The 22,252-nt window shown below is 48.0% G+C and carries 19 protein-coding genes; 5 read left to right on the forward strand and 14 right to left on the reverse strand.

What is annotated here, in order from left to right; all coding sequences use genetic code 11:
* The first annotated feature begins 3 nt into the window (after window positions 1-3).
* Window positions 4-1,542: a glycosyl hydrolase family 18 protein gene (locus tag H8K36_RS08400; protein WP_186916094.1), complete on the forward strand. Its 1,539-nt coding sequence runs from the start codon at window positions 4-6 to the stop codon at window positions 1,540-1,542.
* Window positions 1,543-1,685: 143 nt separating this feature from the next.
* Here the strand turns inward: H8K36_RS08400 and gloA2 are convergent, their stop codons facing one another.
* Complete coding sequence (gene gloA2, locus H8K36_RS08405; RefSeq protein WP_186916093.1) at window positions 1,686-2,072, reverse strand: SMU1112c/YaeR family gloxylase I-like metalloprotein; 387 nt, start codon at window positions 2,070-2,072, stop codon at window positions 1,686-1,688.
* Between the two features lie 16 nt (window positions 2,073-2,088).
* On the reverse strand, window positions 2,089-4,737 hold the full coding sequence (locus tag H8K36_RS08410) for a DUF1631 family protein (RefSeq protein ID WP_186916092.1): 2,649 nt from the start codon (window positions 4,735-4,737) through the stop codon (window positions 2,089-2,091).
* Between the two features lie 275 nt (window positions 4,738-5,012).
* On the opposite strand from H8K36_RS08410, the gene H8K36_RS08415 reads away from it, so the two are divergent.
* From H8K36_RS08415 to dxs, 3 genes are read left to right on the forward strand one after another with little or no spacing between them, the layout of a single operon-like run.
* Entirely contained in the window at window positions 5,013-5,267 is a 255-nt protein-coding gene (locus tag H8K36_RS08415) for an exodeoxyribonuclease VII small subunit (protein WP_186916091.1), read from the forward strand.
* Window positions 5,264-6,151: a polyprenyl synthetase family protein gene (locus H8K36_RS08420; RefSeq protein ID WP_186916090.1), complete on the forward strand. Its 888-nt coding sequence runs from the start codon at window positions 5,264-5,266 to the stop codon at window positions 6,149-6,151. Before H8K36_RS08415 ends, H8K36_RS08420 begins: the two co-directional genes overlap by 4 nt.
* Before the next feature lie 2 nt (window positions 6,152-6,153).
* Window positions 6,154-7,992 (forward strand): 1-deoxy-D-xylulose-5-phosphate synthase, encoded by a 1,839-nt coding sequence (gene dxs, locus H8K36_RS08425; RefSeq protein ID WP_186916089.1) that lies wholly within the window; start codon window positions 6,154-6,156, stop codon window positions 7,990-7,992.
* A gap of 62 nt (window positions 7,993-8,054) precedes the next feature.
* On the opposite strand, the gene H8K36_RS08430 is transcribed toward dxs, so the two are convergent.
* From H8K36_RS08430 to H8K36_RS08465, 8 genes are all read right to left on the reverse strand, one after another.
* Window positions 8,055-8,834 (reverse strand): MetQ/NlpA family ABC transporter substrate-binding protein, encoded by a 780-nt coding sequence (locus H8K36_RS08430; protein WP_230404489.1) that lies wholly within the window; start codon window positions 8,832-8,834, stop codon window positions 8,055-8,057.
* Window positions 8,835-8,912: 78 nt separating this feature from the next.
* On the reverse strand, window positions 8,913-9,572 hold the full coding sequence (locus H8K36_RS08435; protein ID WP_186916087.1) for a methionine ABC transporter permease: 660 nt from the start codon (window positions 9,570-9,572) through the stop codon (window positions 8,913-8,915).
* Window positions 9,572-10,609 carry a methionine ABC transporter ATP-binding protein gene (locus tag H8K36_RS08440; protein ID WP_186916086.1) on the reverse strand — a complete coding sequence of 346 codons (1,038 nt, stop codon included), beginning with the start codon at window positions 10,607-10,609 and terminating at the stop codon, window positions 9,572-9,574. Before H8K36_RS08440 ends, H8K36_RS08435 begins: the two co-directional genes overlap by 1 nt.
* 179 nt (window positions 10,610-10,788) lie before the next feature.
* The gene (locus H8K36_RS08445) at window positions 10,789-11,733 is read right to left on the reverse strand and encodes a CysB family HTH-type transcriptional regulator (RefSeq protein ID WP_186916085.1); all 945 of its coding nucleotides are present in this window, start codon (window positions 11,731-11,733) and stop codon (window positions 10,789-10,791) included.
* A 126-nt stretch (window positions 11,734-11,859) separates the two neighbouring features.
* The gene (locus H8K36_RS08450) at window positions 11,860-12,930 is read right to left on the reverse strand and encodes a sulfate/molybdate ABC transporter ATP-binding protein (RefSeq protein ID WP_186916084.1); all 1,071 of its coding nucleotides are present in this window, start codon (window positions 12,928-12,930) and stop codon (window positions 11,860-11,862) included.
* A gap of 80 nt (window positions 12,931-13,010) precedes the next feature.
* Window positions 13,011-13,925 (reverse strand): sulfate ABC transporter permease subunit CysW, encoded by a 915-nt coding sequence (cysW, locus tag H8K36_RS08455; RefSeq protein WP_186916083.1) that lies wholly within the window; start codon window positions 13,923-13,925, stop codon window positions 13,011-13,013.
* Between the two features lie 14 nt (window positions 13,926-13,939).
* A complete protein-coding gene (gene cysT, locus H8K36_RS08460) occupies window positions 13,940-14,794 on the reverse strand; it encodes a sulfate ABC transporter permease subunit CysT (protein ID WP_186916082.1) in 855 nt (284 codons plus the stop codon).
* A 224-nt stretch (window positions 14,795-15,018) separates the two neighbouring features.
* Complete coding sequence (locus tag H8K36_RS08465) at window positions 15,019-16,029, reverse strand: sulfate ABC transporter substrate-binding protein (protein WP_186916081.1); 1,011 nt, start codon at window positions 16,027-16,029, stop codon at window positions 15,019-15,021.
* Window positions 16,030-16,252: 223 nt separating this feature from the next.
* Between H8K36_RS08465 and H8K36_RS08470 the strand changes: the two genes are divergently transcribed.
* Window positions 16,253-17,134, forward strand: a complete 882-nt coding sequence (locus H8K36_RS08470) for a dienelactone hydrolase family protein (protein ID WP_230404420.1) — start codon at window positions 16,253-16,255, stop codon at window positions 17,132-17,134.
* 5 nt (window positions 17,135-17,139) lie between these two features.
* Here the strand turns inward: H8K36_RS08470 and pssA are convergent, their stop codons facing one another.
* From pssA to H8K36_RS08490, 4 genes are all read right to left on the reverse strand, one after another.
* Window positions 17,140-18,510 (reverse strand): CDP-diacylglycerol--serine O-phosphatidyltransferase, encoded by a 1,371-nt coding sequence (pssA, locus tag H8K36_RS08475; protein ID WP_186916079.1) that lies wholly within the window; start codon window positions 18,508-18,510, stop codon window positions 17,140-17,142.
* Window positions 18,511-18,681: 171 nt separating this feature from the next.
* Window positions 18,682-20,457, reverse strand: coding sequence for a tetratricopeptide repeat protein (locus tag H8K36_RS08480; RefSeq protein WP_186916078.1), 1,776 nt, complete (start codon window positions 20,455-20,457; stop codon window positions 18,682-18,684).
* Window positions 20,458-20,665: 208 nt separating this feature from the next.
* Window positions 20,666-21,187, reverse strand: a complete 522-nt coding sequence (locus H8K36_RS08485) for a carboxymuconolactone decarboxylase family protein (RefSeq protein ID WP_186916077.1) — start codon at window positions 21,185-21,187, stop codon at window positions 20,666-20,668.
* 214 nt (window positions 21,188-21,401) lie between these two features.
* The gene (locus H8K36_RS08490; RefSeq protein ID WP_186916076.1) at window positions 21,402-21,950 is read right to left on the reverse strand and encodes a peroxiredoxin; all 549 of its coding nucleotides are present in this window, start codon (window positions 21,948-21,950) and stop codon (window positions 21,402-21,404) included.
* Window positions 21,951-22,252 lie beyond the last annotated feature (302 nt).

Raw genomic sequence — 22,252 nt, forward strand, 5'->3', positions numbered from 1 at the left:
GATATGAAACAACAATGGAAATGGAGTTTACGACTCCTGATCGCCTGCGCCAGCATGGCACTCAGCAATCTCGCCAGCGCAGCCGAATGCAATCCTTGGAACAGCGCAAGTGTCTACACCCAAGGCCTCTATTCAACTTATGGAGGCAAGACTTGGCGCGCCAAATGGTACACCCAGAACGAAATCCCTGGCAGCAATCAATGGGGTCCGTGGGAGGAGCGCCCAGCGAGCGAGTGCACACCAACAGTGCCTCCAGGAGGCGATGGTAGCGGCATTCCCGAGCCTAAGCCTACCGTCGGCAAACATCTCGGTTCGTATTTCGCGCAATGGGGTATTTATGGTCGCAACTACAAACTACGCAACTTAGTCGATACTGGCGGCGATAAAAATCTCACTTTCCTCAACTATGCGTTTGGTAATGTGTATGCGGACGGTCGGTGCAATATCGTGACCCGCGCTGAAAATGGTAACGGCGATGGTGGTGATGGTTGGGCAGACTATCAACGAGGTTTTGCAGCCAATGAATCGGTCGATGGCGTAGGCGATACATGGGATGCGAAACTAAAAGGCAATTTCAACCAACTCAAGAAACTGAAATTACGTAATCCAAACTTGAAAGTGATGATCTCGCTTGGCGGGTGGACCTGGTCAAAAAATTTTAGCACTTTCGCCCGCACTGATGCAGGCCGGAAAGCGCTGGTCAGCTCGTGCATCGATCTCTACGTCAAAGGTAATTTGCCTGTTGCTGAAGGTGCTGGTGGTGCTGGTGTTGCCAAAGGCATTTTCGATGGGATTGACATCGATTGGGAATATCCAGTGAGCGGTGGCTTGGCTGGTAATGCTTACGACCCGAGTGATAAACAAAACTTCACTTTGCTGATGAAAGAATTCCGCACACAACTCGATGCCTTAGCTGCTGCCAACAAACGTCGTTACTATCTCACTGCTGCGATTGGCTCTGGCGTCGATAAGATCCGCAATACCGAGCCTGGCTTGTACAGCAGCTACCTCGATTGGGTCAATATCATGAGCTACGATTTCCATGGTGGCTGGGAAACGGTAGGGCCAACTAATTTCCAATCGGCTTTGTATGGTGATAGTGCAGCGCCAGTGACTGGCGATTTGATCAAATACAATATCAATGATGCGGTGGCTGCGCTAGTTGCTGCTGGAATGCCTAAGGCAAAAATTATCGTCGGTATTCCATTCTATGGTCGTGGCTGGAAAGGCGTGAAAGCGGGGCCTAAAGGAGATGGACTGTATCAAGCAGCGACCAGCCCAGCCGCAGGCACCTATGAAGCGGGCGTCGATGACTACAAAGTCTTAGTACAAAAACGCGCCACACGTTATGTGCATCCAGTGACCAAACAATTGTGGAGTTATGACGGCAATGAGTTTTGGAGCTACGACGACCCTGCTGTCATCAACACCAAGTCTGCCTATATAAAAGCGCAAGGCTTAGGTGGTATGTTTAGTTGGTCTTTAGATGGTGACGATGCGCAAGGCACCTTGATCAAGGCCATGAATGTCGTGCGTCAGTAGTTGAGCGCCCCTAAGCAAGCAACATGAGAGCAATTTTTTGAAGCCTGGATGAGGTCTCGTTATGTCCCCAAGCATGGGGGACCTCATCCGCTTTTTTGTTCACACTTTTGGCTCACACTAAACAACTCATACACAGAGCAAACCTAAGCTTCGTACAACTCTAAAGGTAAGCCATCGGGATCAGCAAAGAAAGTAAAACGCTTGCCCGTTGTTTCATCAATCCGCACCGCTTCGACAGCGACACCAGCAGTTTCCAGATCGGATTTCGCGGCATCGACATTCTCAACCACAAACGCAAGATGCCGTAAGCCTTGCGCTTCGGGATATGACGGCCGTGGTGGCGCATCAGGAAAGCTGAATAACTCAAGTTGCGTGCCATCAGGCAGAGCCAAATCTAGTTTGTAGGAGCGTCTTTCACTACGATACTGTTCGGCCAGTATGGGCAAACCCAAAATCTCGGAATAGAAATGTTTTGAACGAGGATAATCGCCGCAAATAATCGCGGCGTGATGAATACCTTTGAGTTTCATGTGATCGAATACCGAACTAACTCACTGTTGCTATTTCTGGTTCGCTCACAGCAGCGACAGGCTTGTTCAATGCGTCTAACAAAGCTTTGTCGACCACGTTATCGACGGAAACGATCTGAGCACGTGCCTCACGGAAGTTACGCTCAAGCTCATCGACAGCAACAGAGAAGGATTTCTCTTTCTGACTCGACGTAAAAATAAACAAGCTACGCATCGGACTAACCCAAGCTAAGCGCACTTTTTGGTGAGTGCCGTCACGTTTTTCAAACTGCACCCACATGCCACGTTCAAGAGATGCAACCAAACTTTCCGCATCTTCAATCGCTTTTTCAACTTTAGCGATAATCGATTCTTCATTAACTGGAGCCAGTGCAGTTTCAGCCAAGCCAGTACTCGGCACTGCTCCCTCAATTGGCGTCGTCGACGATGTCGCGCTTGATAGACCTGCGACTGGGCTGTTGTCGACTGCTGTGCCCGCCAAGTGAGTCACTGTGCCTGAAGCTTCCGTGGTCACTGCGCCGGTATTTATGCCTACACCTGAGCCTGCACCTGAGCCAACTCCTGTACCTGCGCCAACTCCTGTACCTTCGCCTGCACTTGTTTGAGATGAAGATTTTGCTGGTGCTTGTGCTTTCGCCTTCTCTTTTTCAATCGCCATGGCGACTAAGCGCGCTTTTTCCGCTTCCTCAGCCTCGGCTTTTGCCTTTGCTTCTGCCTCTGCTTTAGCGCGTTTTTCTAAGCGACGTTCAGTGGCAATTTTCGCAGCCTCGACTGCGATCTCCATTTGTCGTTCTGGCGTCAATTCAAGAGGCGCACGAACAATTGAAGCATGGCATTCCGCTAGGTCAGCAAAGAACTGTACACGGTCTGCGTCTTCCCATTTGATCAGGCTCAACCACTTGTTGAGGCGTGCCAAGATCCCAGGCAAACGATTAATCATTTCCTGACGCTGCGCCAAGGTAATCTTTGGCTTAATGCTCCAAATCAGATCGTCCATAGTCTTGATTGCATCTTCGACCGCATGCGGTTTTTCTTCACGCACGCTATAGGCAAGCGTTAGCACTTTAGTCCAGCGGTTTTCGAGGAAGGTCTCGACGAAAGCTAACACCTCACCTGTACCAATGCGCAAAGAGACTTCATGCGTTGCAGCGATACTTGCTTGTTTGAATTTCTCACGCTGAATCGCACGATTAATCGGCGCCTGCAAAGCATCAATCGTGGCGGCTTCATCTTTTTGTATGAAGCTTTCGAGATCATTGACGACTTCATCAAACAAACTCAGTTGTTGATCGAACTCCTTTTGCACCCGGATGACATTACGTTGCATCGCCTGGAATAAAGGATCTTCCTGCCCTTTTTCAGGGTCGAGTGAGACGCTGTATTTGGACAGCAATTCAATTAGACGACGCGCAGGATGGCTATCTTGGAAGAAGAAATCCTTGTCCATCAAAGCGGCTTTAAGCACTGGCACCTGCAACAGGCCAATTAAATCTTTGATCGGATCAGGAATATCTTGGTTACCAAAGACACCGTCAAACACATGCGATAACAAATCGAAGGTGTGACGTTCAACTCCAGTATGGAAGACGTTCGGCATTTCCTGACGGATCTGCGACAAACGCACGGCATTCTGTGCACCAGCGACCAGTTGATGGATCGCCATATTTTTTTGTACGCCAGCGAGGTATTGGAATAGTTCCGAACTCGCAGGATTGAAATTAGTTGCCTCTGTAGAAAAAGCATATGGCTGATGTCCACCGCTGATGCCAGTATTGGAGCCTGCACCAGAAACGCTGCCGCCGTGGCTAGCGAGGACGGCTTGTTGGTGTTGTGCCGCATGCGCTTCTGGACCTGCACTTTGGCCTGCAAAATACTGTTCAAGCTTACGGGCGACTTCATTCTTGACTGCTTCACCCACACGCTCTGCGTCAACACCAGCTTGCTTGCGCTTCATGCGGTAAGTCTCTTGCAGATCAGGCAGCACGCCACGTACCACAAGCAGTTCATTTAACGCGTGATACACAGGTGCCAAGTCAAACACCAACTCACTCAACAAAGGTAAAACGAGAGCATGAGAATTGGTATCAGGATTGAATTCACACCACGCGCTATTTAACGCACGCAAGAAGACTTCAGGTCGGAAAGGGTTTTGCGCGACACCTACGCTTTCCAGACCAAGCATGCTGGCAAATCGCATATTCAAGGCTGCTAGTGGCTCGGCGTGCGCTAATTCTAAGGAACGGCTGGCACGGCTATAGCTCAGCTTAAGTTCCATTTCCTCATAGGAAACCAAACTCATTTCCACTTCGCCTTCTGTACTTTTGACGGCGCGTGTGCTTGGATCACTATGTGTAAATTCTTTCACTTCCGATTTGAGTATTTTCTCTAAAGCGGCAGTGCATAAATAATAATAGGTGTAGGTGCTGTTTTTCAGTAGCTGCGCGCCGTGAAAGCAGGTATTGGCTAATTTGGAATCACTGGCGTCTTCTGATTGCCCAAATAGGGCATGCGACAAACGACCGGCAAATGGCTCGATTTGCGGCGCACATAGTTGGCAAGCCTGTTGTATCAGGGCCTGCCAGGTTTCGAGCTTCTCTAAAGGCACTTTGTATTCGGCCTTAGAAAACTTACCCGATAACTTCGGATCTGCTTGATTTGTCGACATAAACTGTTCCAACACTGCTCCGTCAAGCCAAAATTGCGCCTCTACACAACCTTGACTATATCCACTTTATTTCCACATGGAAATGTTTGAAACGCAATTTCGCTCATTTTTTAAGCATTTTTTTACGTGTCAACAGCCCAAACGTGAAAAACATGATTTTTTATAATGCAATCTCACTAAGTCGACTTAATGGATATCCCCCATAGCAAGCCCCCTTTGATCTAAAATACGGGGTTTAGCTTGCCACTCCTGCAATCTACCTTGCAAAGTAATCTATGTCAAAGAAATTACCCCCAAGTGTGACACCAGCGTCATTCGAAGAAGCAATGGCCGAACTCACGGCTTTGGTTTCACAAATGGAATCCGGTCAACTTCCGCTTGAAGCGTCAGTGACTGCTTATCAACGTGGTTCCGAACTGATTCAATTTTGTGCTGCACAATTAGAAAAAGTAGAACAACAGGTCAAGATCCTCGATGCCGGCATGTTAAAGGCCTTTCATTCTGAAGATAGCAATGAGGGTCAGGCATGAGCAGGACGTTTCAGCTATGGATGAAGTCCATACAAGGTGAAGTCGAAGTCTCCTTACAAGAATATTTACCATCAGTACAAGCCACGCCACAGCGTTTACATGAAGCAATGGCCTACGCTGTTTTAGACGGTGGTAAGCGCGTGCGTCCACTCTTAGTGTTTGCAGCAGGCAAACTATTCAATGCGCCTCAAGAACTACTCTCACGAGCAGCTTGTGCGGTTGAAATGATTCATGCCTACTCTTTAGTACATGATGACATGCCATGCATGGATGATGATGCGCTTCGTCGTGGCAAACCCACCGTTCATAAGAAATATGATGAAGCAACGGCATTACTTGTCGGCGATGCACTACAAGCGCAAGCATTTTTAGTACTTAGTGAATCTGAAGCCAATGCTGATCAAAAACTGCCGATGATTCAACTGTTAGCACAGGCCTCCGGTTCAGTAGGAATGTGCGGCGGTCAGGCAATTGACTTAGCCAGCGTCGGTCTTTCACTAACACGTGAACAACTTGAACAAATGCACCGCTTAAAGACAGGCGCACTACTACGTGCTTCGGTTATTCTTGGTGCGATGAGTGGTAAGCGTTTAGAGACCAATGAAATTGCGGCTTTAGATGCGTATTCGGCTGCGGTTGGTCTCGCATTCCAAGTCGTCGATGATGTACTCGACGCCACGGCGGATTCCGCTACGCTTGGCAAAACGGCCGGCAAAGACGCCGCCGACAACAAACCAACTTACGTGTCATTATTAGGTTTGGAAGCATCACAACAATTAGCACAACAGCTCTGCCAGGATGCACATCAAGCCTTGGCTATTTTCGGAGAATCCGCCCAGCATCTGCATGATTTAGCAGACTTGATCGTTCAGCGGAAAGCATAACAATGTCCTTACTCAACACTATCAACTCACCATCGGACCTGCGCAACCTCAGCCGCACGCAACTACCTGCGTTGGCCGATGAGTTACGTAATTTCGTGATCGAATCGGTTTCTAAAACAGGCGGTCATTTATCATCGAATTTGGGTACAGTCGAACTCACAATCGCTTTGCACTATGTCTTCAACACGCCCGAAGATCGTTTGGTGTGGGACGTTGGTCATCAAACTTACCCGCACAAAATCTTAACGGGCCGCCGCGATCAAATGCATAGTCTGCGCCAACTCAACGGTATTTCAGGCTTCCCGCGTCGCAGTGAAAGTGAATACGATACCTTTGGCACTGCGCACTCATCGACATCGATTTCTGCCGCTCTGGGTATGGCACTAGCCGCCCGCACCAAGGGTGAGTCACGCCATGCGGTTGCCATCATTGGCGATGGCTCCATGACTGCAGGTATGGCCTTCGAAGCGATGAATAATGCCGGTGTCTACGATGATATCAATATGCTGGTGGTCTTAAACGACAACGACATGTCGATCTCGCCACCAGTCGGAGCATTGAATCGCTACTTGGCACGCTTAATGTCCGGCAAGTTTTATGCAGCGGCGCGCAATGTCGGCAAATCTGTGTTGCCGCAGCCGATGTTGGAACTTGCACGTAAATTTGAAGAACACGCCAAAGGCATGATCGTGCCAGCCACCATGTTCGAAGAATTTGGCTTTAACTATATCGGTCCAATCGATGGCCATGATTTAGAGTCTTTGATTCCAACACTGCAAAACATTAAGAATCTGAAAGGCCCACAGTTCTTACATGTAGTGACGAAAAAAGGACAAGGCTACAAGTTGGCAGAAGCCGATCCAATCTTGTATCACGGCCCAGGTAAGTTCAATCCTGCAGAAGGCATCAAACCTGCTGCCACACCCGCCAAAAAAACGTACACACAAGTGTTTGGCGAATGGTTGTGTGACATGGCGGCCGCAGATGAAAAACTCATCGGCATCACGCCTGCGATGCGCGAAGGCTCAGGCATGGTTGAATTCGAGCAGCGTTTTCCGAAACGCTATTACGACGTCGGCATCGCTGAACAACATTCCGTCACTTTCGCGGCAGGCATGGCGACCGAAGGTTTAAAGCCGGTAGTGGCTATTTATTCGACATTCTTGCAACGCGCCTATGATCAATTGATCCACGATGTCGCTTTGCAAAATCTCGATGTGACTTTCGCCTTGGATCGCGCAGGTCTAGTGGGTGCGGATGGCGCCACGCATGCAGGTAATTATGACCTCGCCTACTTACGCTGTATTCCGAACATGGTGATCATGGCGCCTGCTGATGAAAACGAATGTCGTCAAATGCTGACGACGGCCTATCACTATCCAGGTCCAGCCGCAGTGCGCTATCCGCGCGGTGCTGGTATCGGTAAAGTAACCGAAGCCACATTGACAGATCTTGTGATCGGCAAAGCCGATTTGCTACGTCAGGGTTCGAAAGTCGCCATCCTCGCCTTTGGTTCTATGGTGCATCCCGCACTCAAAGCAGCGGAGAATCTTGATGCGACTGTGGTCAATATGCGCTTTGTGAAACCACTCGATATCGAGATGATCAAAGACATCGCCAACCGTCATGACAATATCGTGACCATCGAAGAAGGTTGCACCATGGGTGGCGCTGGGTCTGCGGTGGCTGAAGCTTTGACCGAAATAGGCTTGGCTAAACCGGTGTTGATGCTGGGCTTACCAGACAAGTTCGTCGATCATGGCGACCCTGCTCTTTTGCTAGCTCAATGTGGATTGAATGCCGAAGGTATTGAGTTGTCAATTCGTAAGCGCTTCGGCTAATCGTTCTGCGCCAAGCCAATCATGTGACTTGGCTTGGCGCAAATTAATACGTCTATCGTTTATTAGAACGCTGGTACTACCGCGCCTCTATAGCGTTCTTGAATAAATTTCTTCACTTCCGCCGAGTTCAATACCGCAGCTAGTTTTTTGAAGGCTGGGCGATCTTTATTGTCGTCGCGTGCCACCAAGAGATTCGCATACGGTGAATTTGCGTCTTCAATAAACAAAGAATCTTTGACTGGATTCAATTTCGCTTCGATCGCGTAATTCGTATTAATCAAAGCCAAATCCACTTGCCCCAAAATACGTGGCAAGGTTGCTGCTTCAAGTTCTTTGAATTTGAAATTCTTTGGATTCTCGATAATATCGCGCTTGGTCGCGGAGATATTATTCGGGTCCTTCAATTTCAACAAACCTTGCTTCGCCAACAGCAGCAAAGAGCGCCCCGAATTCGAAGGGTCGTTTGGAATGGCGATTGTCGCGCCATTTGGCAAATCACTGAGCTTCTTGTATTTCGTTGAGTAAGCAGCAAATGGCTCGACGTGTACTTTGGCGATCACTACCTGCAAATCATTCTTATGACTTTTCTTAAACTCGTTTAAGAAAGGCTGATGCAAATAGTAATTGCCATCGAGATGTTTCTCATTCACTTGCACGCCTGGCTGAATATAGTCGGTAAAAACCTTGATCTTTAAGTCGACACCCTGCTTTGCCAAGATCGGTTTAACGAACTCCAAAATCTCAGCATGCGGTACTGGGCTAGCGGCGATGGTCAAGGTATCAGTCGCTTGCGCATGCGCCACAGACAAGTGGCTAGTGCATACGAAAGCGATGCCTGCCATAAGCGCAGGCAATGCCGCTAACGAGCGACGACGGTTGAGGTTGAATGACATATTAAAAACTCCTAATAGCTTAAAGGCTTATTTTCGCGTGAATTTACGCACCAAGAAATCACCCAAATACTGCATCGCTTGCACCAAGATCACCAAGATCGCAACGGTCACGATCATGACCTCGGTTTGGAATCGTTGGTATCCAAACCGCAATGCCAAGTCACCCAAACCACCACCGCCAATCACACCCGACATTGCTGAGTATGAGACTAAAGCGATCGTCGTCACCGTGGTGGCTGCTAATAAGCCCGGTAATGCTTCTGGTAACAAGGCGTGCAAAATAATCTGATGAGTTTTCGCGCCCATCGCTTGGCAAGCTTCGACAATGCCGCGATCGACCTCGCGTAACACGTTCTCAACGAGGCGAGCGAAAAAGGGGGTCGTGCCTATCACTAAAGGCGGGATAGTTCCGGCAACGCCCAACGATGTGCCGACCAATAACAAAGTTAAGGGGATCAATACAATCAGCAAAATAATAAAGGGCACTGAGCGCAGAATGTTGACCACGAAAGACAATAAGTTATACACAAGGCCCTGCTCCAGCAATTGTCGCTTACTGGTCAAAAACAATAAGACGCCCAGAGGCAAACCCAGTAACAAAGTAAAAAACAGTGACACGCCCGTCATGGTTAATGTGTCCCACGTCGCTTGTAGAATATCTTCCCAATCAATGACAGAAAAATCCATTATTGCACTCCTTCCACTGCACTTGAGTGCAAGTCATCGATGCGCACTTGCGCAGCGGTCAGCAACTGTCTCACCTTGATGCGTTCACTCGTTTCACCAGCCAGCTCTACAATCAATTGGCCATACGGCGTGTTTTTAATACGTGCGATCACACCTTGCAAAATCACGATATCTGCCGAGGTTTGTGCGGCGATTCTGTGAAGAATTGGTTCGTGGGTCGCATCACCCACATAAGTTAAACGGAGCAAATCGCTGTTCTCACGTTGGCGCAATTGCTGCAAGAGTTCCAAATCTAAAGCTTGATTTTCGGCGACTAAACCTTGTGTCAATGGATGTTGCGGGTGGAGGAATACATCGACCACTTCACCACTTTCCACGATCTCACCACCATCAATCACCGCAACACGGTCGCAAATACTGCGAATCACTTGCATTTCATGGGTAATCAAAACGATGGTTAAACCCAGTTTTTGGTTGATGTCGAGCAGCAAGCGCAAAATGGATTGTGTGGTTTCAGGATCGAGCGCAGAGGTCGCTTCGTCGCACAAGAGAAGGTGCGGATAGTTCGCCAAGGCACGGGCAATACCAACACGCTGCTTTTGACCGCCGGAAAGTTGTGAAGGGTACTGGTGACGATGTGCACTCAGCCCAACTAACTCCAACAATTCGTCAACCCGTTGTTGACGTTGCTCTTTGCTGTACTTGCCACTGAGTTTAAGTGGAAAGGCAATGTTCTGTTCGACGGTTTTCGCGCTCAACAAATTAAAGTGTTGAAACACCATACCGATGCGCTGACGCAGCGCCAGCAATTGTTGCGTGTCGTATTGGGTTATATCTTCACCTTCGATGATGACTTTACCCGCGGTCGGACGTTCCAATAAATTGAGGGCACGTAGTAAAGTGCTCTTACCCGCACCAGAACGGCCAATGATGCCGAAAATTTCGCCCTTCTCAACCTGTAGGTCAATGCGGCGCAAGGCAGCAATTCGACGCTGCCCCACTACGTATTCTTTTTCTAAAGCTTCGATTTTAATCACGTCGTACTCGCCTTGTTCTTGTTATTCAGCACAGCCACCGCCAAAGCTCACTCTGAACGAGCGTTAATGACGCGGCAAAGGCACGATTCTATAGAAGAACACCAAATCATGCTCAGGCATGGCATGTGTTCTCAATAAGGAAACGCCAATGGCTATTGCTTTAGCTTGGATGATAAATTTTAGGCAAGTTCGACTTCTGCGATCGCCTTACGAATATCTTCGCGACTCAATGATGGCGCGAACTTTTGGATGAAATCGTAAGTGTAAGCGCGCAAATAAGCACCGCGACGCACGGCCAAACGTGTGACATTGGTACGGAACAAATGGCTAGCCGAGAGCGTTCTCAAACCTTTTGAACGTTGATTATCAGCGCTACTTTCAATCGCCATCGAAGCGACTAAACCCACGCCCAAACCCAAAGCAACATATTGTTGAATCACATCTGAATCCATCGCGGTGAGCACGATGTCTGTGCGCAAACCCGCTTGACGGAAGGCTTCATCAATATGCCCGCGACCAGTAAAGCCAACGTCATAGGTAATCAAAGGATACTTAGCAAGATCAGCCAAACTCAATTCTTCAATACTGAGCAGAGGATGATCTTCGGGAACCACGACCACGTGATTCCATTCGTAACAAGGGAAAGAAACAAGATCTTTAAACTGAGATAGACCTTCGGTCGCAATTCCAATATCAGCCTTACCTGACAACACCCATTCCGCGATATGTTCAGGTGCACTTTGCTGTAGAGCGATACGCACTTCAGGAAACGCATGACGGAATTGTTGCACCACTTTTGGCAAGACATAACGCGCCTGGGTATGTGTCGTCGCAATCGCCAAAGTACCGCGGGCTTGATCGGAATAATCATTGCCCGCTTGGCGTAGGTTCTCAGCTTCGAGAAGTAATCGCTCAATAATTGGCAAAATACCTTTGCCTGGCTCGGTTAAGCCTGTCAGACGTTTGCCATTCCGTTCAAAAATATCGACGCCTAATTCTTCTTCGACTTCACGAATCTGACGGCTCACGCCCGGTTGGGATGTAAATAACACATTAGCCACTTCCGTCAGGTTATAACCGCAACGGCAGGCTTCACGTATTGAGCGTAATTGTTGGAAGTTCATAAACACCCTTTAATCAAACAGGACTTACTCAAAATTGCGCTGACTAGGCGTGGAGCCGAAGACAGTGCGCCTGCACGGCGAGGCGAACACAACAACGCCAGCGTCTGTTTTGGGGAAGTCCTCACGTTACGCAGGAAGGTTTTCAACGAACACGTGCAGGCGCTTCGGCTTCACGAGCAAAATTTCGCCGACTTGCAAAGTCAAATGCACAGCTCTTTCGGCGCTGATCATCGCCTCGATCAACTGACCATTATCTTCACGCACCAGCTCCAATTGCGCTAATGGACCAATCCCATGTACACGACGCAATTTGACTGGCAAACCTTCAGCGCCAGCGGTGTAACGATCGATTTCCAATTCGTGTGGACGCACATAACCCGTACCGATTGCATCGCGCGTTTCTGCATGGCCTGGTGCAGCAAAGGCAACACCGTCTGCATCCAAAATGCCTTCATGCACTCGGCCATGGAAGAGGTTCACATTACCCAAGAAACCATAGACAAATGGTGTCGCTGGATGTTGATAGACTTCATTCGGCGCGCCGACTTGCTCAACTTTACCGTGGTTCATCACCACGATTTGATCCGCCACTTCCAAGGCTTCTTCCTGATCATGCGTGACGAAAATACTGGTCACATGAAGTTCATCATGCAAACGACGCAACCAACGACGCAACTCTTTACGCACCTTGGCGTCGAGGGCCCCGAATGGTTCATCGAGTAACAGAACACGCGGCTCAACCGCTAAGGCGCGTGCCAAAGCGATACGTTGGCGCTGCCCACCAGATAATTGTGGTGGATAACGATCAGCCAACCAATCAAGCTGCACTAACTCCAATAGCTTCGTCACTTTTTCTTTGATTTGCGCTTCTGTTGGGCGCAGATGGCGCGGTTTCACACGCAAGCCAAAAGCGATATTTTCGAAGATCGTCATATGCTTGAACAAAGCATAGTGCTGAAACACGAAACCAACTTGGCGTTCGCGCACATGCTGATTCGACGCATCCTCACCGTCTAGCAAGACTTGGCCTTGGTCAGCGTACTCTAAGCCAGCAATAATACGCAGCAGCGTAGTTTTGCCGCAGCCCGAAGGCCCCAACAAAGCGGTCAATTCGCCGTTCGGAAAATCGAGGGATACATTATCCAAAGCGGTGAAATTTCCAAAACGTTTGTGCAATTGATTAACGGCGATGCTCATAATCTTTTCCTGACACTTTCTTAACACTTAATACGATTAAATTCGGAATACAATGTGCTGATGAAATTCGAATGTTTCACTCACTCTTGCGGAATACGTTGACGTGATTCGTCCGTCTTCCACTCGACGATAGTCTTCAATGCCAATGTCACCAGCGCTAACAAAGTCAACAGTGAGGCCACCGCAAAAGCGGCAGTGAAGTTGTATTCGTTATAGAGAATCTCAACTTGCAAAGGCATGGTATTGGTCTCACCGCGAATATGGCCAGACACGACCGACACCGCACCGAACTCGCCCATGGCACGTGCATTACACAGGATCACGCCGTACAACAGACCCCATTTAATATTGGGCAAGGTGACATGCCAAAACGTTTTCCAGCCTGAAGCGCCGAGTACCAACGCTGCTTCCTCCTCTTCACTACCCTGCGCTTGCATCAATGGAATCAACTCACGTGCAATAAATGGAAAGGTGACAAAAATAGTGGCTAATACGATGCCGGGGACCGCGAACAAAATCTTGATATCGTGCGCACGTAGCCAGTCACCAAACCAGCCTTGAGCACCGAACAACAAGACATAAATCAAACCAGAAATCACAGGCGATACCGAGAACGGCAAGTCGATCAGCGTCAACAAAACGTTCTTGCCACGAAACTCAAACTTGGCAATGGCCCAAGCAGCGGCGACACCAAATACTAAATTCAGTGGCACTGCGATGGCGGCGGCCGTCAAAGTCAATTTGATGGCAGATAAGGCATCAGGCTCTTGGATCGATGTCAGATAGACTTCCCAACCTTTGCGCAAAGCTTCGGTGAACACCGCAGCGAGAGGTACGAAGAGAAACAGGATGACAAAGGCCAAGGCCACCGTCACCAAGGTAATTCTCACCCACAATGGCTCAAGTGTGGCCTGCAATTGCAGGGGAGGCTCGATACGAAGACTCGGATTCGGGACCGAAGCAGACAATGAAGGATTGATAGCGGTAGTAGTCATAGCACGGATGAACCTTAAGCTTTGCCAGCAGTTTGGCGGCGACGAGTCCAGGCTTGCAAAGCATTGATCGTCAATAACAAAATAAAGGAAATAATCAACATCACGACTGCAATAGCAGTTGCGCCTGCGTAGTCATACTGTTCGAGTTTCGTGATCATGAACAATGGTGTAATTTCTGAAATCATCGGCATATTGCCGGCTATGAAAATCACGGAACCATATTCACCTGTGGCGCGGGCAAAGGCCAAAGCAAAACCTGTTAATACCGCAGGCAAGATCGTTGGAAAAATCACTCGGGTAAAAGTTTGCCAGTGGCTTGCGCCCAGACTAATGGCAGCCTCTTCCAACTCTTTCTCAGCTTCTTCCAAGACTGGTTGCACGGTGCGAACCACAAAAGGCAAGCCAATAAAAATCAATGCCACCAAGACACCGAGCGGCGTGTAGGCCACTTTGATATCGAATGGCGCTAGTAATCTACCGAGCCATCCATTCGGGCTATACAAAGTCGCCAAGGTGATACCAGCGACAGCGGTAGGTAAGGCAAACGGCAAATCGACGAAAGCATCAATCAAGCGCTTGCCTGGAAATTTATAGCGCACCAAGACCCACGCCAAAATGCCGCCAAAAATGACGTTGATAAAAGCTGCCAACAAAGAAGCACCAAAGGTGAGGCGATAAGAAGCCATCACGCGCTCAGAAGTCACCGTATGCCAAAACGCATCCCAAGTCATGGTGAAAGTCTTCACAAACACGGCAGATAAAGGAATCAGAACGATCAGTCCCAAATAGAAGATAGTGAATCCGACCGACAGGTGGAAGCCAGGAATAACGCGTCTCGCCTTCGCTCGATTGGTACTTAAGAATGCCATTTGCTGCCTTTGAGAAGAAATTCGTAGATGCGATCGCCAGTCAATTGAAGATCGCTGGCTCAAGGTTCCGCATCTTTCCACAGAACGGTTATGCGAAAAACGAATAAATTATTATTTACTTAGTCGTTTTTCGCATAAAGAGACTTAGGTAGTTATCTATCAGACCATGATTCATGAGGTGCGGAACGATGAGGGCGAAACCAGAACCGTTCGATAGATACGGATCAACGCTGGTAAATTTGGTCGAATACGCCGCCGTCAGCGAAGTGAGTTTTCTGTGCCTTCGTCCAACCGCCAAAACTGTCGTCGACGTTGACCAACTTCAACTTAGCAAACTGCTTTGCATATTTTTGTGCAGCTTTTTCTGAACTAGGACGGTAGAAATTTTTACCAATGATGTCTTGAGCCTCATCGCTATACAGAAAATTGAGGTAAGCCTCAGCAACCGTGCGAGTACCTTTCTTGTCGACCACACTATCAACGACAGTCACAGGCGGCTCTGCCAAAATACTAATGGAAGGCGTCACAATTTCCAATTTATCGGCGCCGAACTCCTTCAACGCTAGGTAGGCTTCGTTTTCCCAGGTCAATAGCACGTCACCAATTCCGCGTTCCGCAAATGTCACTGTAGATCCTCGAGCACCTGAATCTAAAACAGGAACGTTCTTATACAGTTTCTTAACAAACTCTTGCGCGCTTGCTTCGGTAGCGCCTTTCTGCTGCAAAGCATAGGCCCATGCAGCAAGGTAATTCCATCGTGCACCGCCGGAAGTTTTGGGATTTGGTGTAATCACAGCGAGATTGGGTTTAAGCAAATCTTGCCAATCTTTGACGGCTTTTGGATTTCCTTTGCGCACCAAGAAAACGATGGTTGATGTGTAGGGTGCTGCATTCTTTGTTAATCGTTTTTGCCAATTCTTGGCCAACAAATTTTTCTCGGCTACTGCATCGATGTCATAGGCGAGCGCAAGGGTTAACACGTCAGCACTCAAGCCATCAATAACAGAACGCGCTTGTTTTCCTGATCCGCCATGAGATTGCTTAACCGTGACGTTATCGCCCGTTTTTGCTTTCCAGTATTTGGCAAATGCGGGATTAATTTCCTGATACAACTCGCGGGTCGGATCGTAGGATACGTTCAGAAGACTTAGGTCTGCTGCAAAAGCGAGGGCCGGAGTTGCGAGTCCGATAATTAGGGAAAAAATGTAGGTACTAACACCACGAAATACTTTCATAGAAACGTGCTCCAAATTTAAGTTAAGCTCAAATTGAACTTTGAAAACGAGAGCATAAAGAGTGGGAGAGATACAGAAAACGAATCATTTCGAACATCGATATGCGTTTTCCAAATTTGAAGAAGCGGGTCAAAGTGACCAAGTCAGTGCAAATCACCTGGATTTTGTGTATCGTATGCACACAATTCAGCGGTACATCAATCTATCCAAGAGGAGAGTAAGGATGCAAACAGCAAAAGACTTCCATCCAGAGGTGCTTAAATTATTTGATCAATATGTACATGGTGGAATTAGTCGCCGTGGATTTCTTAGTTCAGCTAGTAAATACGCTGCTGGTGTCGTCACTGCCGAAGGCCTATTGCAGGCACTCAGCCCGAACTTCGCAGCGGCACAGCAAATCGCTCCCGATGACAAACGTATTGTCGCCAGTTACGTTGAATACCCTTCTCCCAATGGCTATGGCAGCTTGCGAGCTTACTTGGTGCGCCCAGCAAACGCTAAGGGACCACTACCGACCGTACTCGTGGTGCATGAAAATCGTGGTTTGAATCCGCATATTGAAGATGTTGCACGACGCCTCGCGCTAGATGGGTTCATCGCTTTTGCCCCCGACGCTTTGTTTCCATTAGGCGGCTATCCTGGTACTGAAGAAAAAGCACGCGAACTGTTCCCAAAACTCGAACAAGCGAAAACGCGAGAAGACTTTATCACCGCAGCTGGCATACTAAAAACCATTGATGGTGGAAACGGCAAAGTTGGTGTGGTGGGTTTCTGCTACGGTGGAGCGATCGCTAATTTCCTGGCGACGAAGATACCCGATCTGAAAGCCGCAGTACCATTCTACGGGGGAGCGCCAGCAGCAGAAACAGTAGCCAACATTAAAGCAGAAGTGTTAGTGCATCATGCGAGCAAAGATGAACGACTGGTTGCGGGATGGCCAAAATATGAGGATGCACTGAAAGCCGCTGGCGTGAAGTATCAGGGCTTCGTGTATGAAGGCGTTGAGCATGGTTTCAACAATGACACGACACCACGCTATGACAAAACAGCCGCGCAACTCGCTTGGTCACGCACCCTTGAACTTTTTAACCGCACGCTAAGATAACTTCATCACAAAACTCGGTAGGCGAGCCGGTCCAATCTGACACGGCTTAGCCTTGCCAAGAACTGCCTCACTTTCGGCGGATAATCATTCAGTTTTTGCAAATCTTGATAGTGTTCGACCAGTTTCGTGTGCTGCAAAATTTGCTGCAATTCGGCTTCGCGCTGCGCCAGCAATTCGCCTTGTGGATCACTGAATAACAAGGCGTTCTCAAGATCTAATCTAAAAGCGCGCGGATTGAGATTATTCCCCGTCACCAAGGTGTATAGCTCATCAACCCAAATCCCTTTCAGATGATAGGTGTTATCACCATCTCGCCAGAGCTGGATCTTCAGTGCACCACTTGCGATATCTTGCTGATGTTTCTTGGCGAAGCGTCGCAAATTCATCTCGTAAAGGTAGGGCAAACAGCTAATCGCTTTGAACGCTTGATCAGGCGGAATAAAGAAATCATTCGCAAGCTTATCGCCCACGATGATTTGCACTTTTACCCCACGCTTGATGGCACGATTGACTTCACGCGTAATCGCTAGAGGGAAATTGAAATAAGGTGTACATATCGTCAACTGCTTCTGTGCCGAAGCGAGTAGCTGGCAAATGTAGCGATTGAGTCGATTATTATTACCCAAGCCGACAATATTAGTCACCGCCAAGGCTTTTTGCTGAGATAAAGTCGGCAAGCTCTGCGCAATAGACAATTGATAGCTGGCCTTCTTCATCTTTTCACGGGAAGCACGAATATCGGAGCGGATAGCGCGCGTCGCAGGTACTTGGTTTTGATCAAGTCGATGAACTGCGGAACTGTTTAAAAACTGTTCGCGCATCCAACTAGCCATACTGTCGGCAAGCGTCGTGTTCTTAATGAGCCAGTATCGATCATGTCTATATTTTTCGAACTGTTGCAGATACACATTATTGATACTCGCCCCGCTATAAATCACGGTGTCATCAATCACATAGCCTTTTAAATGCAACACACCGAATAATTCGCGTGTTTGTACGGGCACACCATAAATAGGAACAGTTCCGCCATGCAGCGCACTTTGCGCTTGATACCACGCTGCATTCCCCGCAATTTTGCCGGGAATTTTTTGTTCGCCGATGAGACCGCGTTGACCGCGATGCCAGTCAACGAAAACAAAAACCTCCAACGAGGGAGAGGCTTTTTTCGCTGCATATAAAGCATCTAAAATTTCTTGTCCTGCCTCATCGTGCTGCAAATACAAGCAGCATAAAATAATTCTGCGCTTCGCGGAGGCGATCTGCTGCAGTAACCGCTGCTTAAAGCTTGCAGCGGAATGTAAGATATGAATATCTTGCGCTTGCAGTCCTATCGCGGGTAACTCGGTGAAGGTCGGGCGTGGTGTAAAGAAGCGCATGAAGGAAAAATTATCAGGGGACGAGGAAATGTGGGGGATAGTAGCACCGTCCCCCGTATTTGCGATAGGAGCTGGCGATACTTATCGCTAGATTTCTAATAGATCGGGGCAATCACGAAAAATCCAAGTCCTTTGCTTCGAACCCAGATCTTTTCGAATCGAAGTTACGCCTTAAGCCGTCATGATTTGCAATTGCTTGCGAATTTTTTCAGCTAAATTATCGTATTGCGCACCGAGCATTTTATGGAGCTCTTCATCACTCGCGTAACCAATCGATTTCCGATAAGCTGCCTTAATTTGCTGGCCCTCTATCCAACGTGCTTCGACACCCGCTAAGTCATTGACGATACGCGCTTTGGCTTCAGGATGTTGTAGCTTGTAGTCCGCCACTGCTTCTTGATGAACAGTGATGAGTTCAGCAACGCTAACGTTTTTCGGCAGCTTACGTAGAATGACGCGATCACCATAACTAAATGGCGAAATGCTTTCCGGCTGAGTCGAAATCAAGGTGCCATCATCGAAAGTTGTGACACACTCGACCATCGCATGAGCTTTCCATTTGCCCATCACAAACAAAATCATCACCGCCACAAAGCCTGGCCATTTGTGTTTCATCTTAAAGCTAGCCATGCCGATTTCACCACTCTCATCTCGATAAAAGCGCAGCAGCACGTGTTGGCCCAACATTTTGAACATGCCCATGGCTTCGGCATCGCAAATCTTGTGCATACCGGCCTTCAGCGCGGCTTTCTCTGTTTTGTCCGCATGTTGACGTTGATACGTTGGGTAGTCTTTCGCATCCACTTCGGCCAACTCAGGGTGAGGTTCATTGACCAAATTCAATAACTGCCTCGCCAAACTCATGGCGCGCATGGTATCGGGGTCGTCGCTGATATTGGCAGCTAGCGCGTCTGAAACACTAGCGCCACGGCGGATGGCATCGGCTGCTCCCATGATGGCTTGCGCAGCGATATTGTCTGACAGATTGCGATCCTTACCGCTATCATCCAAGCCATTTAACAACATATTGGCAAAGTGCTCGCGCTCACCGGCTCCATTATTTTCAGACATCGTGCGGCGTTCAATGAAGTAGGCACGTAATGGTGCATCTTCTGGCATTTTGGCGAGAGCATCATCATAAATAGCCAAGGCTTCATCGAATTGGCCTAAATCATGCAATGTGGTTGCCAATTTGAGCGCGTGACCTGGTTGCTGCGACAAGCTCCAAGCAGTGCGGTAGTCGGCAGCTGCGGCTTGCAGACGATCTTTCAAATAATAGATGCCACTATAGGTGCGCACCACGTTGGCGGGCAATTCCGCATTTGCATCTTCCTCATTGATATTCGCAAATGCATTTGCGCGCGCATGACCGGCGCGCGCTAAGTAATAGTCGGCTTGTTTGGGTGCTGCCTGAATGGCTTGATCAAGCAGTTGTGCGGCCTCACGTTCACGTTCCTCCAACTGCAAGGCATTAACCTCATCGCTCGATTCAATCTGACGTAAGTGATTTGAGAGCAAAAAACTTGCCTGTGCGTGTTCAGGCTCTTTAGCTAAAATCAAGCGTAAATCAGATTCATTGCGGGCATCGAGTTCGACTTGTCTCTCAGCTCGGCGCGCTCTTACTTCTTGCACAGCGGCAGGTAAGTCATCTTCGTCAGCCTCATCTTCGCCATCGATCAAAGGCAATTCTTTTTCCATATACCAATCACTGTACTCCACACGCATTAAGCGTGCTGGTAAATGGTCTGGCAGTTTTTGAATGACGATTTCTAAAGTGTCGGGTAGATCGATATAGCGCTCAAGCTTTTCGAGGCAATTCGCACGATGCCAACGCAAAGCGGCAGAATTCGGGAATTCTTGCAGAAGTTGCTCTACGTGGTTCAGAGCTTGATCAAATTGTTTAGAGTTAAAAGCACGTTTGAATTCATCGAATGCTGGATGTTGCATTTCTTATGTCCTGTCTGCAGTTGCACTAAATTTCCCATCCAGCCGAAGTCGAATGAAAAAAGCCGAGCAAGCACGCTAACAGAAAAGAAAATGGTCGGCAATCAAAAGCCGACCAAGGGTAGATGGTGATCTTTGTCCGAGAGGAAAGCTGTTGCTTTAGCACGAAAGCGGAGACATTTGTCTGTTCGCTGAAATGCCGCCCTTAGACTCAAGCCTCTGCTGCAATCACTTGAGACGCTGCATTAATCACAGCTGCAATACGACCTACATCGCGCAATTGTACGGTGCTCATGCCTTCTTTCTTCAACAGGTCAAAGTGCGATTTCACGCAGAAATGACATTTACCAACAATCGATGCCGCTAAGGCATACATCTCAAAACGGCGCTTATCGACACCACCGTTGGTCGCATATGCGTTCATACGCAGCTGCGCGCCTTGGGTTTTCAAGTCCTCATCATCGGCCATTTCGACAAATGGATACCAGACATTATTCATGCCCATCAATGCCGCTGCTGTCATCGCTGCCTGAATTTCTTCTGGAGAGATATTGCCGGAGTTCTTAATCAGATCAACGATCACTTTACTCTTCGCCGCGAACGCTGCTGCCAAGGCTACACCTACGGCATCGTTTCCTTCGAGACTAGAACGAGCAATTGTGCTATCCACGTTCAAACGGATGTCTTTAGCATAGTCAGGAATGCTATTTTTAATTGAAGTAAGAAATTCCATAGTTTTCACCTATTAAAAAGTGGTTTTAAAACCCGCCGAAGCGGGTTGATTGTACTGCCATTGCAGAGATTCGAACTCATCACCCTCAAAATCCAAATTCTGCTGGAAATTCAATTTTAGGGAGACAGAGGTAGGCGCCCAACTTGCAAACCCTTGCAGCAATACTTGAGTATTGCGAGGACAAGCAACAACGCTATGTCCCCTACAATTGAATTTACAAAGTGGCGCCGCCCACTGTACGGTTGCATGGGCACAACTCATCCGTTTGCAAACCGTCCAAAATACGCAAGATTTCAGTTGGGTTACGGCCTACGTTCAAGTTGTTCACAGAAACGTGCTGAATGACATTGTCAGGATCAACGATGAAAGTTGCACGCAAAGCTACACCAGCGTTGACATCACGGACGCCCAACATGTCTACCAAAGAACCTGTTGCATCACCAAATGCATAGTGATTCAATTTATCCAAGTCTTTGTGTTCACGGCGCCATGCCAATTTACAGAACTCGTTATCAGTTGAACCGCCCATCAACACTGCATCGCGATCAGCGAAGTCATTTGCCAATTTTGCAAATTCAACGATTTCTGTTGGGCAAACGAATGTGAAATCTTTTGGATAGAAATAGATAATTTTCCATTTACCTGGGAAAGACGCCTCAGTGATCGTTTCGAATGCGGAAACGCCGTTTTCTTCATGATGATTAAAACCTGGCTTTGCTGATGGTACGCTGAACGCTTCGAGTTTTTGTCCTACTGTTTTCATTAAGTTCTCCTAGTAAATTGAAATGAGTATTTCATTTATTGCCGTTCAGTCTATTTTCAAGTCTTGCTCAATAAACTGTACCGCGAATAGTTTTCTGATTCGATGACTAGAAGCTTATCACTATGAATTTCACTAATCCAATAGAATATTTCTAAATCATCTTTAGTCAAATCCTAAACAAGCATTTTTCTTCGTCGCAACCCCTTAGCAATCATCTTATGCCAATTTCACTAAAGGCGTATGACATCTCAAGAAAGCTAATTTCGAGACGAAATTGGCTGCAAATTTTCAGTTTCCAAGTA

It is taken from the genome of Affinundibacterium nitidum (genome assembly GCF_014284155.1).
Lineage (GTDB): Bacteria > Pseudomonadota > Gammaproteobacteria > Burkholderiales > Burkholderiaceae_D > Undibacterium > Undibacterium nitidum.

Excerpts from the sequence above, each read along its gene's own strand:
- H8K36_RS08445 (WP_186916085.1), bottom strand. The coding sequence starts at position 11,733 with ATGAACTTCCAACAATTACGCTCAATACGTGAAGCCTGCCGTTGCGGT.
- H8K36_RS08450 (WP_186916084.1), bottom strand. The coding sequence starts at position 12,930 with ATGAGCATCGCCGTTAATCAATTGCACAAACGTTTTGGAAATTTCACC.
- cysW (WP_186916083.1), bottom strand. The coding sequence starts at position 13,925 with ATGACTACTACCGCTATCAATCCTTCATTGTCTGCTTCGGTCCCGAAT.
- H8K36_RS08430 (WP_230404489.1), bottom strand. The coding sequence starts at position 8,834 with ATGGCAGGCATCGCTTTCGTATGCACTAGCCACTTGTCTGTGGCGCAT.
- pssA (WP_186916079.1), bottom strand. The coding sequence starts at position 18,510 with ATGCGCTTCTTTACACCACGCCCGACCTTCACCGAGTTACCCGCGATA.
- H8K36_RS08490 (WP_186916076.1), bottom strand. The coding sequence starts at position 21,950 with ATGAAAACAGTAGGACAAAAACTCGAAGCGTTCAGCGTACCATCAGCA.
- H8K36_RS08420 (WP_186916090.1), top strand. The coding sequence starts at position 5,264 with ATGAGCAGGACGTTTCAGCTATGGATGAAGTCCATACAAGGTGAAGTC.
- dxs (WP_186916089.1), top strand. The coding sequence starts at position 6,154 with ATGTCCTTACTCAACACTATCAACTCACCATCGGACCTGCGCAACCTC.
- H8K36_RS08465 (WP_186916081.1), bottom strand. The coding sequence starts at position 16,029 with ATGAAAGTATTTCGTGGTGTTAGTACCTACATTTTTTCCCTAATTATC.
- H8K36_RS08415 (WP_186916091.1), top strand. The coding sequence starts at position 5,013 with ATGTCAAAGAAATTACCCCCAAGTGTGACACCAGCGTCATTCGAAGAA.
- H8K36_RS08485 (WP_186916077.1), bottom strand. The coding sequence starts at position 21,187 with ATGGAATTTCTTACTTCAATTAAAAATAGCATTCCTGACTATGCTAAA.
- cysT (WP_186916082.1), bottom strand. The coding sequence starts at position 14,794 with ATGGCATTCTTAAGTACCAATCGAGCGAAGGCGAGACGCGTTATTCCT.
- H8K36_RS08470 (WP_230404420.1), top strand. The coding sequence starts at position 16,253 with ATGCAAACAGCAAAAGACTTCCATCCAGAGGTGCTTAAATTATTTGAT.
- H8K36_RS08400 (WP_186916094.1), top strand. The coding sequence starts at position 4 with ATGAAACAACAATGGAAATGGAGTTTACGACTCCTGATCGCCTGCGCC.
- gloA2 (WP_186916093.1), bottom strand. The coding sequence starts at position 2,072 with ATGAAACTCAAAGGTATTCATCACGCCGCGATTATTTGCGGCGATTAT.
- H8K36_RS08410 (WP_186916092.1), bottom strand. The coding sequence starts at position 4,737 with ATGTCGACAAATCAAGCAGATCCGAAGTTATCGGGTAAGTTTTCTAAG.
- H8K36_RS08435 (WP_186916087.1), bottom strand. The coding sequence starts at position 9,572 with ATGGATTTTTCTGTCATTGATTGGGAAGATATTCTACAAGCGACGTGG.
- H8K36_RS08480 (WP_186916078.1), bottom strand. The coding sequence starts at position 20,457 with ATGCAACATCCAGCATTCGATGAATTCAAACGTGCTTTTAACTCTAAA.